Source organism: Paenibacillus sp. FSL K6-1566 (assembly GCF_038050475.1).
GTDB classification, from domain to species: domain Bacteria; phylum Bacillota; class Bacilli; order Paenibacillales; family Paenibacillaceae; genus Paenibacillus_AQ; species Paenibacillus_AQ lactis.
In genome coordinates this window covers 1,360,116-1,375,057 of record NZ_JBBOSR010000001.1, presented here as the reverse complement: position 1 = coordinate 1,375,057, position 14,942 = coordinate 1,360,116, and the positions used below count along the sequence as shown (strand labels likewise).

General features: G+C 51.5%; 14 protein-coding genes and 2 pseudogenes. 4 read left to right on the top strand and 12 right to left on the bottom strand.

Going from position 1 to position 14,942, the window contains the following annotated elements; all coding sequences use genetic code 11:
- Positions 1–63: 63 nt before the first annotated feature.
- On the bottom strand, positions 64–1,416 hold the full coding sequence (locus NST08_RS05865; RefSeq protein WP_341034270.1) for an MATE family efflux transporter: 1,353 nt from the start codon (positions 1,414–1,416) through the stop codon (positions 64–66).
- A 411-nt stretch (positions 1,417–1,827) separates the two neighbouring features.
- On the opposite strand from NST08_RS05865, the pseudogene NST08_RS05860 reads away from it, so the two are divergent.
- Positions 1,828–3,106, top strand: a pseudogene (locus NST08_RS05860) (chitinase).
- 224 nt (positions 3,107–3,330) lie between these two features.
- On the opposite strand, the gene NST08_RS05850 reads toward NST08_RS05860, so the two are convergent.
- Positions 3,331–3,714 (bottom strand): MmcQ/YjbR family DNA-binding protein, encoded by a 384-nt coding sequence (locus tag NST08_RS05850; protein ID WP_007131260.1) that lies wholly within the window; start codon positions 3,712–3,714, stop codon positions 3,331–3,333.
- 328 nt (positions 3,715–4,042) lie between these two features.
- On the opposite strand from NST08_RS05850, the gene NST08_RS05845 reads away from it, so the two are divergent.
- Complete coding sequence (locus NST08_RS05845; RefSeq protein WP_341341579.1) at positions 4,043–4,798, top strand: YheC/YheD family protein; 756 nt, start codon at positions 4,043–4,045, stop codon at positions 4,796–4,798.
- A gap of 99 nt (positions 4,799–4,897) precedes the next feature.
- Here the strand turns inward: NST08_RS05845 and NST08_RS05840 are convergent, their stop codons facing one another.
- From NST08_RS05840 to NST08_RS05825, 4 genes are all read right to left on the bottom strand, one after another.
- Entirely contained in the window at positions 4,898–5,284 is a 387-nt protein-coding gene (locus tag NST08_RS05840; protein WP_341341578.1) for a RidA family protein, read from the bottom strand.
- Between the two features lie 82 nt (positions 5,285–5,366).
- Positions 5,367–6,884: a Na+/H+ antiporter NhaC gene (gene nhaC, locus NST08_RS05835; RefSeq protein ID WP_213614765.1), complete on the bottom strand. Its 1,518-nt coding sequence runs from the start codon at positions 6,882–6,884 to the stop codon at positions 5,367–5,369.
- 36 nt (positions 6,885–6,920) lie between these two features.
- Positions 6,921–8,093 carry a MalY/PatB family protein gene (locus tag NST08_RS05830; protein ID WP_341341577.1) on the bottom strand — a complete coding sequence of 391 codons (1,173 nt, stop codon included), beginning with the start codon at positions 8,091–8,093 and terminating at the stop codon, positions 6,921–6,923.
- A 59-nt stretch (positions 8,094–8,152) separates the two neighbouring features.
- Positions 8,153–8,824: a helix-turn-helix transcriptional regulator gene (locus tag NST08_RS05825; RefSeq protein ID WP_144872711.1), complete on the bottom strand. Its 672-nt coding sequence runs from the start codon at positions 8,822–8,824 to the stop codon at positions 8,153–8,155.
- Positions 8,825–9,029: 205 nt separating this feature from the next.
- Between NST08_RS05825 and NST08_RS05820 the strand changes: the two genes are divergently transcribed.
- Positions 9,030–9,473: a DUF5946 family protein gene (locus tag NST08_RS05820; protein ID WP_210095391.1), complete on the top strand. Its 444-nt coding sequence runs from the start codon at positions 9,030–9,032 to the stop codon at positions 9,471–9,473.
- A 185-nt stretch (positions 9,474–9,658) separates the two neighbouring features.
- Here the strand turns inward: NST08_RS05820 and NST08_RS05815 are convergent, their stop codons facing one another.
- The 3 genes from NST08_RS05815 to NST08_RS05805 form a co-directional block, all read right to left on the bottom strand.
- The gene (locus NST08_RS05815; RefSeq protein ID WP_007131253.1) at positions 9,659–10,162 is read right to left on the bottom strand and encodes a CYTH domain-containing protein; all 504 of its coding nucleotides are present in this window, start codon (positions 10,160–10,162) and stop codon (positions 9,659–9,661) included.
- 135 nt (positions 10,163–10,297) lie between these two features.
- A complete protein-coding gene (locus NST08_RS05810; RefSeq protein ID WP_244152748.1) occupies positions 10,298–10,768 on the bottom strand; it encodes a DinB family protein in 471 nt (156 codons plus the stop codon).
- A gap of 173 nt (positions 10,769–10,941) precedes the next feature.
- Entirely contained in the window at positions 10,942–11,259 is a 318-nt protein-coding gene (locus NST08_RS05805; RefSeq protein ID WP_210095407.1) for a DUF2628 domain-containing protein, read from the bottom strand.
- Positions 11,260–11,547: 288 nt separating this feature from the next.
- Here NST08_RS05805 and NST08_RS05800 point away from each other — a divergent pair, with 288 nt between their 5' ends.
- Positions 11,548–12,522 (top strand): aldo/keto reductase, encoded by a 975-nt coding sequence (locus NST08_RS05800; RefSeq protein ID WP_028405405.1) that lies wholly within the window; start codon positions 11,548–11,550, stop codon positions 12,520–12,522.
- Between the two features lie 207 nt (positions 12,523–12,729).
- Here the strand turns inward: NST08_RS05800 and NST08_RS05795 are convergent.
- The 3 genes and pseudogenes from NST08_RS05795 to NST08_RS05785 form a co-directional block, all read right to left on the bottom strand.
- Positions 12,730–12,927: pseudogene (locus tag NST08_RS05795) on the bottom strand (KGG domain-containing protein); the annotation flags it as partial.
- A 96-nt stretch (positions 12,928–13,023) separates the two neighbouring features.
- Positions 13,024–13,875: a manganese catalase family protein gene (locus NST08_RS05790; protein ID WP_007131248.1), complete on the bottom strand. Its 852-nt coding sequence runs from the start codon at positions 13,873–13,875 to the stop codon at positions 13,024–13,026.
- A gap of 238 nt (positions 13,876–14,113) precedes the next feature.
- Positions 14,114–14,893: a helix-turn-helix domain-containing protein gene (locus tag NST08_RS05785; protein WP_028405406.1), complete on the bottom strand. Its 780-nt coding sequence runs from the start codon at positions 14,891–14,893 to the stop codon at positions 14,114–14,116.
- Between the last annotated feature and the right edge of the window lie 49 nt (positions 14,894–14,942).

Sequence of the window (14,942 nt, the reverse complement as noted above, 5' to 3'; positions counted from 1 at the left end):
TCGCGGTCTGTGGACCCGAGGTTCCTTTTACTTTTCGATTTCCTTTAGGCATCCTTCCATCGCTTATGAGCTGAAGGATCGTATCCATTTAAACCGGTTGACCTTCACGATCGCCACAAAACACTTCAAAATCTGATCCGATTTCAAGCAAATGAATACAATCAGCGGCGACAGGCTGAACGCGAAAGCGCAGAGCGCCGAGGACGGCAGCACGATGAGCCACATAAAGATGAAGTCGTTGTACAGCACGAAGCGCGTATCTCCGCCGCTGCGGACGATCCCTGTCAGGGCCGGCATCTGATAGGCGGTGCCGACGACCGTAATCGATAGCACCGTCATGAAGTGTCCGGCAAGCGTCTTCGCCTCTTCGGAGATGGAGTAGAAGCCGAGGACGGGGCCTTTCAGCAGGAACAGGACCGCGCCGGTCGCGAGGCCAAGGAATACATACAAAATCTGCAGCGTTTTGGCGTAAGCTATGATTTTATCCATCATGCCTTCGCCGATCGTCTTCCCAATGAGCACCGCGGTCGCGCTGGCTGAAGCGTAGATGATGACCGTGACCATCTGGAAGATCGTGTTCGCAATGGAGTTGGCCGCGATCGCGGATTCCCCCATATGGCCCAGAATAGCGGTTTGTACGGCCATGGCCAGTCCCCAGATCGCATTGGACATCAGAATCGGGGAGCCGACCCGGATATACTGCTTGAACAGCTCCCGGTCGATATGCAGGAAATCCCGAAGCGCGAGCCCGATTTTGCGGTCGAATCGTTTGATATAGAAGCAGACGATGATACATTCCAGGATGCGCGCCGTCAGCGTAGCGATCGCCGACCCTTGAACGCCCAATTCGGGAAACCCCAGGTGACCGTAAATCAAAATATAATTCAGTACAATATTAATCACCAGCGTGGATAACGACACGATAAAGCCGATTTTCACCGTCTCCACGCTCCGCAGCGTGGCAAGCAGCGAGCTGGTCACGGCAAAGAAGATGTAGGAGAAGCACATGATCCGCAAATACTCGACACCGGCGGCGATCACGTTCGCGTCCTTCGTGAACAGGGACAGTACCTCTTGCGGGAAGAAGAATACCACCAGCCACATGATGACGCCGAGCGCTATCGACATCCGCATGCCGATGCTTGCCGCTTGTTTTATCGAATCGATCCGCTTTGCCCCCCAGAACCTGGAGGACATGATGACAAGCCCCTCACAGGCTCCCATCACGAGCATATGCAGCAGGAATTGAATCTGGTTCGCAAGCGCGACGCCGGACAAAGCCGTCTCGCTGTAACCGCCAAGCATCATATTATCCGATAAATTCACTCCTACCGATATCAGGTTCTGCATCCCGATCACAAGCGTCAGCCAGAAAAATCGCCGGTAAAACCCGCTCTCGCGCACAAATAAACTCATGTCGTCTACCCTTCTTCGTCTATAAGATGTCTATTTATTTTATTTAAATATATATGAATTGCAGAAAATGAAAAGAACAATCGGAATCGAAACACACTCATGACGCAAACGATGCGATAGATTCATAGATTTGGAGCGGACATAATAACATTATAATGTTTTTGGGGTAAAAAACTAGTCGTGAAGACGGAGGGGACTGCGAACGGCAGCTGCCCGTCTTCGACGGCATCCCTCCCGATTCCGCAGCATGTTCCCTGCCATACGTCATAGCAATCGCCAAGGATATGAATCTACCTATGGATGAGGCGGCGCTCCGGCTGGCTTTCGTAGTCGCAACAGACTATGTACAAACCAACATACCGTAGATATGATGGCAATGGATTCCCAATCCAAATTATGGAATGAAGGAGAATGTGTATGACCGTGTGGAAATATCCGTTATCCACCAAGATGATTCAACGCAGTATGATTGCCGTGCTGGGAACGGCACTTCTCATCTCTCCGCTTGAAGCTTTTGCTGCCAATTCCGCACATAGTCCCGAAGCTTCCCCGTCCAGCCAATCCGCGAAAGCCGAGCCGGTTGCTCCTTCCGGACACGAACCGGTGATTGAGGGCAGCCTGCTGGATGTTGGCGAACACCGTTTTCTAAACCGTAAGGAGCTGATGCAGGAATGGGATGATCTGGATCCGGATTATGCACCGGAGAAGGCCATCGATGCTGTTCAATCATTGCTCTCGGAGGAAGACTTTGAGCAGCTGTTCCCTTATCGGCTCGGCTCGGAAGCATGGTTCCAGGTCGCCAAGGGGAAAGAATATTATAAAGCCGACCAGACGGATTATTTCTCATATGACAATCTCATTTCCGCGGTAGCGGACGTATCGAATCTGAAGATTAAAATCAGCACGAGACAAGGATCCCCTTCAGCTCAAGAGATCCAACGGCTGGACAAGGAGGCCCGGATCGAGACGCTTGTGCTGCGGTCGCCAGACTTTAACGCTCCGGAAAATCGCAGCAAGCCGATTGAAACCGTTATTATTGACGGCGGTACGTTTCTGAAGGAAGGCTTCAAGAAGGACCGCAAACGCGAGCTGGCCGCCTTCCTCGCCAACCTGTCGCATGAGACCGGCGGCGGATGGGCGACGGCGCCTGGAGGCCCGCTGCGCTGGGGACTGTTCTGGAATGAGAACATCGCGGGCCGGACGGGAGCCAATCCGGACGCCTTCGTCGATCCTGCGTCAGCCGAGCTGTACCCGGGAACGCCCGGCAAGCGTTATTACGGCCGCGGACCGATCATTGCTCAGCTGGAATTTCAACTACGGTTTGTTCAGCTCCATCATTTACGGGGACAAAAGCGTGCTCCTTAACCAGCCGGAGATTGTCGCAGCCGACGGCAAGATCGGTTATATGACCGCGATTCTATTCTGGATGACGCCGCAGAATCCGAAGCCTTCGGCCCATGACGTCATGGTCGGCAAATGGAAGCCTTCCGCACTCGATAAATTTAGAGGCCTCGGCGACCCGGGCTTCGGCACAACGATTATCGTCTTGAACGGTCTGGAAGCAAACTTAGGTGAAACCGAAGGAAGTCCGGTCCAGCGGCGGGCAGGGCACTACCGCGATATTACCGCCCGGATAGGCGTCGATATTACGGGAGAAAAGGTAGATACGCTCGGCATGAGACCTTTCTAACCGTCGCCTCCATTGGCGGGATAACCCGACACAAGCACCGCCGGTCGGAAGATTGGTGGTGCTCCTTGCAGCTTACCATCGTGCGCAGGCTTGAATCCCATAATGCCAACCCTTGCAATCGACGGGCAGGGCTCCTGATGCAGCCTACCGTCGTAAACTGCCTTGCTGTCCGATAATCCAATCGCTGCGCGATCGACAGGCGCGACGCCTATGCAGATTACCGCTTACGTAGCCTCTCCATCCAATGACACCAGTCGCTGCGTAATCGCCAGACGCTTTGCCTTCGGCAGCGTATTCAGCACCAGGTCGTAAGAATGATCAATCATGTCTTGCAGATCGGCTTCACTCAAGGAACCGTCGATCGTGACCGTATTCCAATGCTTCTTGTTCAGATGGTATCCAGGCTGGACGGCTTCATGCTGTTCCCGTAAGTTCGCTGCAATCACCGGATCGCATTTCAAGGAAATATGACTGACCTTCTGGTCCGCTATCGTTAACAGAGCGAACATTTTGCCGCCGACCTTCATGACGACCGGGAGCGGACCGAACGGATAATCCTCCAGGGCTCCCTTTTTTGAAAGGCAGTACGCCATAATCGGGTCTCGCAAGCGACCACTCTCCTCTTCTAAAAATAGACTCATCATAGAATCATTCGAACCGATAGATTCGGGACTACCTTACATCATAATTTTCCTTACCATCCTTGTCCATGATTTGTTCCTGCTTTCGTGTTCGATTATGTTCGGTCACTCCCGCACGGTTAGTTCATCATTTCCGCAGGATTCCTGCTCATTGCCATGACATTAGTTATCATCTTGCGCTTATCCGATAAAAAATTATTTTCAATCTCACAGCTTGGCTCAAGGCCAACGTGGAGGCTTGCTCATCTTTCCCGGCATATGCTGAACAAAAAAAGAGAGGTGAGCCTCTAAGAATATGCCCTATAAAAGCAGCACCATCAAAAGCAAATGGAAGAAAACGAAGTGGCTGTTAGAGGACGCCTATTTTCGGCGTTATGTCCCGCACACCCTGCTCTTTAGCAAAAAAAACCTGACCTCCATGCTGAACGACTATAATACCGTCTTCTTTAAGCCGACCGACGGGTCCGGCGGCAAGAACATTATTCGGATCCGCAAAACCGACGGGGGCTATCAAAAGCAGCTCAAAACGAAAAAAACGTATTATTCCGGCATCGATCAGCTGTATCAGGAGCTGAAGCGTTTTGCCGGCAACCGTTCCTACTTGCTTCAGAAAGGCATCCGACTCGCGAAGAGCAACGGCAAGCCGTTCGATATCCGGGTGATGGTCCAGAAGACCAAGAAGGGAAGCTGGGTCGGCACTGCCTTGTTTACAAAGGTCGGCAGTCCCGGCAAAGTCGCCACCAACTACAATCAGGGAGGCAAAATCGGCACGTTCCGGCATACGATGGAGGGCGCCGGCTTCAACCCCGCCTTCATCTCCCAGATGGAGACCGAGCTGAAACGGGTCGGCGTAGCGACTGGCCATAATTTTGACCGTCACTACAAAGGCTTTAAGGAGCTTGGACTCGACGTTGCGCTGGATTTCAGCGGGCGGCCATGGATTCTCGAGGTGAACACGAGACCGCAGGTCTACCCGCTCCTGACGCTGAAGGACAAGAGCCTGTATAACCGCGTTATTTCTTTTGGCAAGCAGTACGGCAGATATAAATAGCCGGGTCCCCTTATCATGGTGGATCATACGAACAACGGCCGGGCATTATGCCCGGCCGTTTGTCCGCTTATATAGAGGTCAATATAAAGAGAAATCCGATTATGACTTGATCGCCACCACTTCAATCTCGACCAATCCATCCTTAGGTAAACGCGCTACCTGCACAGCGCTGCGTGCCGGATAAGGCTCCACGAAGAACGAAGCATAGACTTCATTGACTGCTTGGAAATCGTTCATATCCTTTAAAAATACGGTAGTCTTGATGATATGCTCCATCCCGAAGCCGGCAGCTTCCAGAATCGCCTTGACGTTCAGCAAAGAACGTTCCGCTTGTTCTGAGGCCGTCTGCGCAAATTGTCCGTCTGCATCCATTCCCAGCTGACCGGAGGTAAACAGCATGTTTCCGTATTGGACGGCTTGCGAATAAGGGCCGATGGCACCTGGAGCTTGGTTTGTGGAAATGGTTGTTCTCTGTTGTTCTGTCATGTTGTCTCTCTCCTCATTAGCGTGTCTAAGCACGCATTTATATTTTTTGATGGTACTTGGTGCATTTCCTTCAGGGTAATTCTTAATTGGCAGATGCGGTGGTTGCGTTAGGCTTGCTGAGGCTTCGCTCTTGATCGCCCCCATACTCCTTTAGCATTTCCTCCTGCTGCTCAGGCGTCAGCTTCGCGATCCCGAACCCGGTAAAGCCCCAAATCGTTGCAAAAATGATGCCTGTCCAGCACAGCACGGCCCAAGGCAGATAGGACAGCGTCGCCACGCCCAGCGTTCCTGCCATATAGGCACCGGCCGCCGTCCATGGCAGGATCGGCTCGGTAATGGCGGCAGAATCTTCAACCGTCCGCCCCAGATTTTTCGGATGCAGCCCACGCCGAATATACGCCTCGCGCAGCATCTCGCCCGGCATTAGGATCGATACCTGGCCGTTGCTGGTTACCCCGATCATAGTCAGACCCGTTGCAATGGTAGCCAGAATCAGCGATCCGGTGGAATGGACGAGTTTCAGAAGCTTATCGACAATCAGCTCCAGCGACTTGGTTAGCGAGATCGTGCCGGCAAATGTAATGGCGCTGAAACAGATAAGCAGCGTTCCCATCATGGAGCTCATGCCTCCCCGGTTAATGAGCCGTGGAATGTCCGCAATGACCGCCTGAGGATCAAAGCCGCTCACGTGTACCATTGCGATATCGAATCCGCTTACCACAGAGGTTACTACATCATGCAGTGTGAATCCGTGGAAGATCATGCCGTTCGCCATCGCGACAAAAGAGGATATCAGCATAACCGGAATCGTCGGTTTTTTGGTAATGGAGCCGTATAGTACGATCAGAACAGGCAGAATCAGCAGCAAATTCCAGTCGTAGATCGTGGTGAGCGTATTCATGATCTCGGTGACCTTCTCCGGAACTCCGCTGCTCGATGTATGCGTGTTCAATCCTGTCACTACATATACAATCCCCGCCACGAAAAAGGACGGCAGCGTCGTGTACAGCAAGTGGCCGATGTGCTCATACAGGTTAACGCCGGTGGACAGTGCCGCGATATTGGTCGTATCCGAGAGCGGCGACAGCTTGTCCCCGAAATAAGCGCCTGCCACTACAGCACCTGCTACGGCTGCAAGATTGGCATCCATACCGGCGCCAACGCCCATGAAGGCAACTCCGATCGTACCGGCCGATCCCCAGGATGTACCGGTACACACCGATACGACGGATGTGACCAGAAAGGCGGTAATTAACAAGAACTGCGGATCAATGATTTTGAGCCCGTAGAATATCATCATCGGAATGGTACCGCCGACCATCCATGCGCCGATCATGAATCCAACGACGATCAGAATAAGAATGGCCGGCATCGTCTTCGCTATTTTTTGCGAGATGGACTCCAATATGTCGTTATAGCTGTAACCCAGCCTGATCGCGATGATGCCTGCGACAATGGCCGATGTGATAATCAACGGCTCCGGAGGCAGCTCAAATAAAACGTAACCAAGACACAGCAGAATCACCATCGTAAATATCGGAAGCAGCGCAAGAAACATGGTAGGCTGCTTAATTACTCGTTCCTTTTTCGGCTTAGCCATATCAATTCCCCCTGGATGTAAATAAACGTTTGTTTTTTAACGGTTTAACGGATATGCCGAAGCCATCCGCGCTAAGCCTTCTTGAACAATCCCTCGCGGAGCGGCGATATTGACCCTGATGAAGCCTTCACCGCCTGAGCCGAAGGATGTGCCATAACTGACGCTTACTCGGGCCTTCTCCTGGATCCAATCCACCAGATCGCTCTCCCGTCGGCTGACGGCCGAACAATCGATCCACAGCAAATAAGTTCCTTCCGGCTCAATAATCTTTAGTTCGGGCATATGCTCGGCGATATATTGTTTCGTAAAAGCAATATTGTCCTTAATGTATCCTTGAAGTGCCGTTAACCACTCCTCACACGAGGTATAAGCTGCTTCGAGCGCAGGTACGGAAAAAAAGGTCGGATTGTGGATGCCCGCCTGCAGCAATCCCTGCTTAAACCGCTCCCTCAGATCGCGATTCGGAATTATAATGTTAGCGATTTCGAGACTGGCTAAATTAAAGGTTTTGCCCGGCGACGTACAGATGACGGTCCGCTCTGCGATCTCTTCCGACAGCTTGGCGATGACCGTGTGCTCATGTCCCTCATGAATGAAATCCGCATGGATATCATCGGAGACTATCAATGCATCATACTCGATACAGAGCCTGCCGATGCGCTCCAGCTCCTCCCTTGTCCATACCCGTCCTACCGGATTATGCGGGGAAATGAGCAGAACCATTTTGACACCTTCCCGCATGCGCTGCTCCATGTCCGCAAAATCGATCTCATACCGGCCGTTCACCAGATGCAGCGGACTCTCGGTCAGGACACGGTCATTAAGCGTAACCGCTTTCGCAACAGGCTGATAAACCGGCGAGTGGATCAGCACCCTGTCACCGACTTCCGTACATTTCTGGATCAATACCGAAACTGCTTGAATAATTCTCGGGCAATAGACGATCCAATCCCTCTCTACTTTCCATTGATAAGCTTGATCCATCCATTGACGGACAGCCTCATAATAAGTCGGGAACGGATCTGTGTATCCGTAAATACCGTGGCGGGCCATCTCGCATACCTTGTCCACAACGGCTGGCGGCGCCGGCACATCCATGTCGGCTACGGAGAGGGCGATCATGTCGCTGCCCAAGCTTTGCGCCATTCCGTCCCACTTCGCACTGTTCGTACCAAACCTGCTGACAATATGGTCGAAGTTGAATGTCATGATGTCACCTTCCTTGGTTGTTATTCTTTCATTCATGATGATTGATGGACTAAAGCCGGTTATTTCAGCTTCTGCAGATATCGGTACACGGTAGGCTCGGATATGGATAAGGCTGCGGCGACTTTGGATACTCCGCCTTTTAGCAAAAATACGCCCTGTTCATTCAATTCTTTCACGATATCGATCTTCTCTTGGGATGATAGCCGATCAGCCGGCATGCTGATTTTGCTAAGAACAGACTGGATGATGTGCTGAAGCAAATCGTCGACGTTTCCTTGCAGGTATTCCGTTGACGGCTTCTCTTCTTTCGGAGCATCGATCGATGTCGGCGGCGTCAGTGAAGCGCCTTGCAGTATACTGTTGATCCATTCGGCCGCAACATCCATATGCGTAACATCAATATTTAGACACATGAGGCCCACCAGCCCGCCGTTTCGGTCTTTAATAAAATACGTTGCCGACCTGAAAGTCTGCCCTCTCGGACCGGAGGCTTTATAGTTTGCAATGAATTGCTCTTCGCGGTATGCCTCCGCCTTCAGAATCTTCAATACGAGGTCGGTTGAAGCATCACCGACCTTGCGTCCGCTAATATGCCCGTTCTCGATAAAAATGATGGAGCGTTCCGGATCACTGATGTCGTGCACGACCACCTCGCATTTCGGCCCGATAATTGCCGCGATGAACGAAGCAATCGGAAAATAGCTTTCGAGCAGCTGCCGGGTCTCATTCATGGAACGTTCTCCTTTCTGTTGAGTGTAATTGTATAATGTCATAACTGCATAAATAATAATTATTTATCATGATAATATTATATTATACAAATGAAACGTTTACAACTTTTATTTTAAAATCAATTCTCGCTCTGGACATTAACGTTACGTCATCGTTTATCCTATTCATACATATTCATGAAAACAGTTATGGGAGGGGAACGTCATGGTTGACCATTCAACCATCATGAAGAACGGACGGTGTATGGAATGCGGGGCAATGGAGCTTGATCGGTACTCTTGTTATGAACAATTCGGCTTTCCTCTCGCTTGGGAGCATCAGGATCCGGAATTATACGCCCTTCATTTCTGGCTTGTCTCCTGTTATATGATCCAGCACCCTTCCAATTATACCGATGCAGGGTACGACCAGTTAGTCGACTTATTTCGAGATGCTTATGACAACAATTGGGATGCGGCAACGATATTACGGGAAAACCGCGAACGGATTCAAACCGTAGGCAAAATAGCGAATCCCCTCCCAAGTAATGAGAGATCCCGCAGCCAGAGAAGCTGGACGCGTACGATCAATGATGTTTACATCGGCGGGGAAGCGATGGCGATCGACAACATCAAGAAGTGGCGTGACGCCATACGAAGTGAACTCTAATCGATTGCACGAATTCCCCCTGAACGAAACGACACTCCTTTGCATCAGCCAAACGCAAAAAAAGGCCCTTTCACACCGGTCATAGCTGACCTGTTGAAAGAGCCTCGTCGGGCGCCGACTGAAAAATGCCAAGCGAGAAGCGCAGCGGTCCTCCGCTTCAACGGCCCGCATCGACTGTGCCGGTATCAAGCTTCAGAGCGTGCCTGCAGATCCCGCCACACCTTTTTATTGCTATACTGCTTCTCCATGCTGATATCCCTGCCAAACCATGCCGGCGGCACGAACGCTTCAGCGTCTTCGAGCGAAGGAAACTCCACTTCCAGCACCAGCAGCTCGATTTGGCTGTAGTCATCGATTTCAATGATGCGCTCTCCCCAGCGGGCAGTGACTCTCCTCTTGGTAAGCGGAATCGCCCCGTGCGCCGTCACCACCTGTTCATACAGCCCTTCCGAAATGGAATACTCAACCTCTTCCCTGGCCAGCCCCCAACCCTTCTTAAAGGTATGGGTGAACTCCACCGCCCCGGTCCTCATGTCGATGATTTTGCGCACGCGCAGCTCTTGATCGCCGTCCAACGCCAAATACGTCTGCTCGATTTGCTGCTCCTTCTCGACGATAAGCGCCCCATTCTCGATAAGAGCTGCAGGGTATTCGCCCAGCAGGTATTTCCGTTCGATTTCAACCGCCATAACTCCTATTCGCCTCCACTCGTTAAACCATTGCTATCGTTTCTCAATTATAAAGACGAAAGGGGCAAGCTACAAATAAAAAAACGATAGTTGGCAACTGCGGTCAGGCAGCCCTACTATCGCTCTCGGTATAACTTATTTTCGAATCAGCTTCTTATAGGCTTTAATGGTCTGGGTGTGCATCCCTTCATGAAACAAGCTGAACGAAAGAAACTCGCCAACCGTTTGAAGCGTGAGCGGTCCAATGGTGACCGGATGCGCCGAGGATTGGTCCATGCGGCCTTGGAAGGTATCCCGAATCCGCTTGATTTGGCCTTCCAGAAGCTCAATCAGTTCAGAGAGTGCAGGGGCCTTGGAGGTCCAATCGGCCGGTTTGGTCCCCGTTGCAAACCAAGCCTCGAATCCCTCCGGCAAATGCGGCTTCTCGCCTGCCGTCGCAAAGGCAAACTGTTCATGAACGGTGTAGATATGCCCCAGATTCCAGCGAATGCTGTTCGCGAATCCTTCCGGCACGATGTCGGCCTCCTGCTCCGTTACATCCTTCGCCGCTGCAAGGGTCGATGCTCTGGCAAAATCCAGTTGATTCAGCAATGCTTCATTCATCATCTGATATCTCCTTTCTAATCGTATGTAACTATCCTATCGAAATTCCATAGAGTTCGCAAGAATAGGCGTGTTCCCGTGAGGGGAGATACATTTCAGTCGGTCGATATCGAAAATAAAAAGCTTGTATCCCTTCTTTCTTGAGGGGAAATACAAGCTTTATTGCTCTACTGTAACTACGCCGCCGTTCTTGCGATGATTTGGGTGCGTTCCAAAGCGGTACGGGCTGAATCATCAGCAGGGCGGTAACCTTTTTCCAACAGCTCCTTGATATAAATCTTGTTGTAGACGAAGGAAAATACGATTCCGCTAATCCATGCCCCGAGCCCGAGCGTAAATGAACCAAAAACTGCAGAAATAATAAACATAATAACTGCCCATTTCAAATCCCCGCGGAATAAAGCCGGAAGAAACGCGAAGAAAAGGGTTGTCCAGCTAAACCCCAGCTTCACTCGTTTGGTGACCCCCGCATCATTCTTTAAATAAATCTTCACCATTTCACGTCCCATGATTCATAGTGAAAAAAGCAGCAGTCTCTCATATTCTCGTGCAGTTCTTAGGTAGGAATCCGATAGACAAAACCACTTCTTTTATCCTATGACTATATTACCATTTCATGACATGGAAGTTAATCTATATTTTTTCCTATGCCGCTAAAAAAGAATGTTTTTTGGGTAACCCCTCAGTCCCATGGCCCTCCCGATGATTTGAACCCGTTCGGCCAAACTGTTTATACTAAAGAAAAACTATACAATTTACGTACATAAAAGGAGTCGATCATGATGAACTACCGTCGTCTTGGCAGCAGCGGGCTTAAGGTGTCGGAGCTTGGCCTCGGCACCAATGCGTTCGGCAAACGAGCCGATGAGAAGACCTCGATCCGCATTATCGAACATGCTCTCGATCACGGCATTAACTTTATCGATACAGCCAACATCTACGCGGGTACCGAATCGGAGCGAATTATCGGACAAGCGCTCGCCGGGAAGCGGCAACATGTCGTGCTGGCCACCAAAGCGGGGTTGATAAAGGGGACGGGCCCGAACGAACGCGGCTCCTCCCGCTATCATCTCCAGCAGGAGCTGGACAACAGCTTAAAGCGGCTCCAGACCGATTATGTCGATCTTTATCAGATCCACACCTTCGATCCGCACACGCCGCTGGACGAAACGCTGCGCGCCCTGGACGACATGGTCTCTGCGGGCAAGGTCCGCTACATCGGCGCCTCCAATTACGCGGCATGGGAGATCATGAAGGCCCTCGGCATCAGCGAGCTCAAGGGGTATGCCCGGTATGTATCCACGCAAGTAAGCTATTCGCTGGCCGACCGCACGCCTGAACGGGAGCTTGTGCCGCTGTGCTTGGATCAAGGCGTCGGCATTATCCCGTATTTTCCGCTGGCAGGGGGGATTCTTACGGGGAAATATAATCAGGACAACCGGGTGCCGTCCGGTTCCCGGGCGGATACGGACCCGAACTTCCAGCGTTTCCTTGAGGATCACAATCTCAAGCTCGGCACTCAGGTCTCCCAGCTGGCTGCCGAGCATGGGCACTCTCCAAGCGCTTTGTCCCTGGCATGGCTGATCCATCGTCCTGCGGTTTCCACCGTCATTGTCGGCGCAACGAAGACCGAGCAGCTTGATGATAATTTGAAGAGCCTGGACATTAAGATGGACGATTCGCTTGCGCGCAGCCTGGATGAAATCAGCGAACCGTTTGTTCATGGCAAGCCGTTTGCGACATATCGCCTCGATTGAGCAAAGGCTCTTAGAAGCCATGAATTCATCGTGGCTCGCTTGCGACCAAAAGCACACCCGGTGCAAAATATGCAAGAAACGTAGAACAGCGACCGTCCCCGTATCGGGAACGGCCGCTGTTTATTTATGCTGTATTGGTTTCATCTGCTGCTTGTGGCTTCAACATTTCCTGATTCCACGCTTCTTTAGCGCAGCAGGAAATCCTCAGTCGTTATTATTGCCGCGGGACTCTCCGCCCTTACGGCCGATTTCCTCATAGAATTCCTTATCATGCGATTTAGACGTGGCCTCGCCGCCCTTGCGGCCGATCTCCTGATAAAACTCCTTGTCGTGATTTCTGGCCGTTGCTTCTCCGCCTTTGCGTCCTGCTTCTTCTCTGCTCATTTTGTTATCGTTGTTAGCCATGTTTCATCACTCCTAGTCGTTTTATTGATTACTGCTATGTCTCATATTTAACCATTCCCACTGGGGTGAAACATCCGATATCCTTCGTACGATTATTTAATTCTTCACGGTTTCGTTCACGACGTATGGCCCGGTTCCGGGCGTCGAATGCTGGTGCTTGGCAGCCGGCTTCAGAACGGGCGCTTCCCCGTAAGCCGTAGGGTTGGCCACATACTCGAAGTTGCCCGTACCGTCCGGCATCGGCCCGTTCGCCCAGCGTCCCATGCTGCTCTCCTCGCCTACGGAGAAGTTCATGAATTGCCGGGTTGCCTCCGTAACCGCACGCTCCCGAGGGAACGACGCCGGTGCGATCGGACCGTCAATCGCTTCGATCTCCTCGATGGCTGCCAGCCATTGATTCTGGTGCATAATATCACGCGCAATCATGAACGACAGCATATCCCGGACGCCAGGATCCGTCGTCTGTTCGTACAGTCGCACGACCTGAAGCAGCCCTTGGGATTCCGCATTCAGGTTCGCCCGGAAATCGGCCAGCAGATTGCCGCTCGCGATAATATACTTGCTGTTCCACGGATAGCCGTTGCTGTCCGTCGGCATTGCGCCAAGCCCTGACACGATCGCATGCTGCGGATTCATACCGCCGAGCGCGGCGGCAATAGCCGGATCCTTGGCCGCTTCGTCGACTTGATCCGCCGGTGCACCGTCCAGCAGCTGAGCGATCATCGTGCTCAGCATTTCGACATGCGCGATCTCCTCTGTCCCGATATCAAGCAGCATGTCCCGATATTTTTGCTCCGCACGACAGTTGAAGCCTTGGAACAGATACTGCATCATGACGGACATCTCGCCATACTGTCCACCCAGCACTTCCTGAAGCTTCCGGGCAAATACCGGATCCGGTCTTTCCGGTTTTGCGCGGTATTGAAGTTCTTTCATGTGAATAAACATCAAGTCGTCCTCCTTCAGGGTTGGATTGATATGGATCGAACGATTATTTCTTACCCGGACCCATCGATATTAAACAGTTGTGCATCATGAAGTCCGCGTAAGCTTCAATGTTCCGTTCATAATAATTAAAGCCGCGACCCGCGCGGCTAAAAGCGTAAACCAATATTTTCGTCAATTTATACGGTCCCCCTCCAACCGGACTGCTAATCCGCCAAGATTCGTCCTTCCCCAAGAATGCCTATATCGTCCGTGGACGCTCATGCAATAAATCCGACGGAGCGGTGCCCATGACACGCTTATAGGTTCGATAGAAATAAGAGAGGTCCTGATATCCTAAAAATACGGCAATCTCCTGTACCGTCAGCTGCGATTCGGTTAACAAATAGGCTGCCCGTTTCATCCGCTGAGCGTGAACGTACTGGCTGATCGTCTGCCCCGTTACGCTCTTAAAGATCGCCGCCGCGTAATTGGGGGTTTTGCCAATGGCATCACCCAGCTCCTCTTTCGTTATTTTCTCACGGTAATGCCGCTCGATATATGACTTCATCCGTTCCGCATGCAAGTGCTTTTCGGACGGAATGGCCCCCCTGTCCAGCTCGCGGCTGACATAAATCAATACTTCTGTCAATAATGCTTCTATCATCATGGCATAATACGATGGGCGCTCCTGCCACTGCTGATGGATCCCTTTCATACGTTCCAGGAGCAATTCATAACAGCCCGGTTTATGCTTCAAAACGTCTTCCCGTCCGAGCACGGGTAAAGCCCGGGAGACGTCTTCCGTCCATTCAACGACGATTTGCGTATGCGTTACGGTCGGGATGCTTTTGGCATAAAACGGAACGCCCGCCGGAATAACCAGAAGCTCGCCCTTCTTCATGATCTGCTTATCCCCATTCAGCCAATACACGCATGTTCCATATGTCACAAGGCTTAACCGCCATGCTCTCTTCGCCGGGTCTGCTTCTTCATACCAATCGACGCCGTTAATTTGCCTTACATCTATCGGAGTGACCATAACCCACCTCTTTCACGATACTATAGTCTAATCATTGTACTATAGTTCC

Bases quoted from the DNA above. Each gene is read 5' to 3' on its own strand.
- NST08_RS05840 (WP_341341578.1), bottom strand. From the start codon at position 5,284: ATGACAGAACAACAGAGAACAACCATTTCCACAAACCAAGCTCCAGGT.
- NST08_RS05845 (WP_341341579.1), top strand. From the start codon at position 4,043: ATGCCCTATAAAAGCAGCACCATCAAAAGCAAATGGAAGAAAACGAAG.
- NST08_RS05800 (WP_028405405.1), top strand. From the start codon at position 11,548: ATGAACTACCGTCGTCTTGGCAGCAGCGGGCTTAAGGTGTCGGAGCTT.
- NST08_RS05865 (WP_341034270.1), bottom strand. From the start codon at position 1,416: ATGAGTTTATTTGTGCGCGAGAGCGGGTTTTACCGGCGATTTTTCTGG.
- NST08_RS05790 (WP_007131248.1), bottom strand. From the start codon at position 13,875: ATGTTTATTCACATGAAAGAACTTCAATACCGCGCAAAACCGGAAAGA.
- NST08_RS05830 (WP_341341577.1), bottom strand. From the start codon at position 8,093: ATGACATTCAACTTCGACCATATTGTCAGCAGGTTTGGTACGAACAGT.
- NST08_RS05785 (WP_028405406.1), bottom strand. From the start codon at position 14,893: ATGGTCACTCCGATAGATGTAAGGCAAATTAACGGCGTCGATTGGTAT.
- nhaC (WP_213614765.1), bottom strand. From the start codon at position 6,884: ATGGCTAAGCCGAAAAAGGAACGAGTAATTAAGCAGCCTACCATGTTT.
- NST08_RS05815 (WP_007131253.1), bottom strand. From the start codon at position 10,162: ATGGCGGTTGAAATCGAACGGAAATACCTGCTGGGCGAATACCCTGCA.
- NST08_RS05825 (WP_144872711.1), bottom strand. From the start codon at position 8,824: ATGAATGAGACCCGGCAGCTGCTCGAAAGCTATTTTCCGATTGCTTCG.
- NST08_RS05810 (WP_244152748.1), bottom strand. From the start codon at position 10,768: ATGATGAATGAAGCATTGCTGAATCAACTGGATTTTGCCAGAGCATCG.
- NST08_RS05820 (WP_210095391.1), top strand. From the start codon at position 9,030: ATGGTTGACCATTCAACCATCATGAAGAACGGACGGTGTATGGAATGC.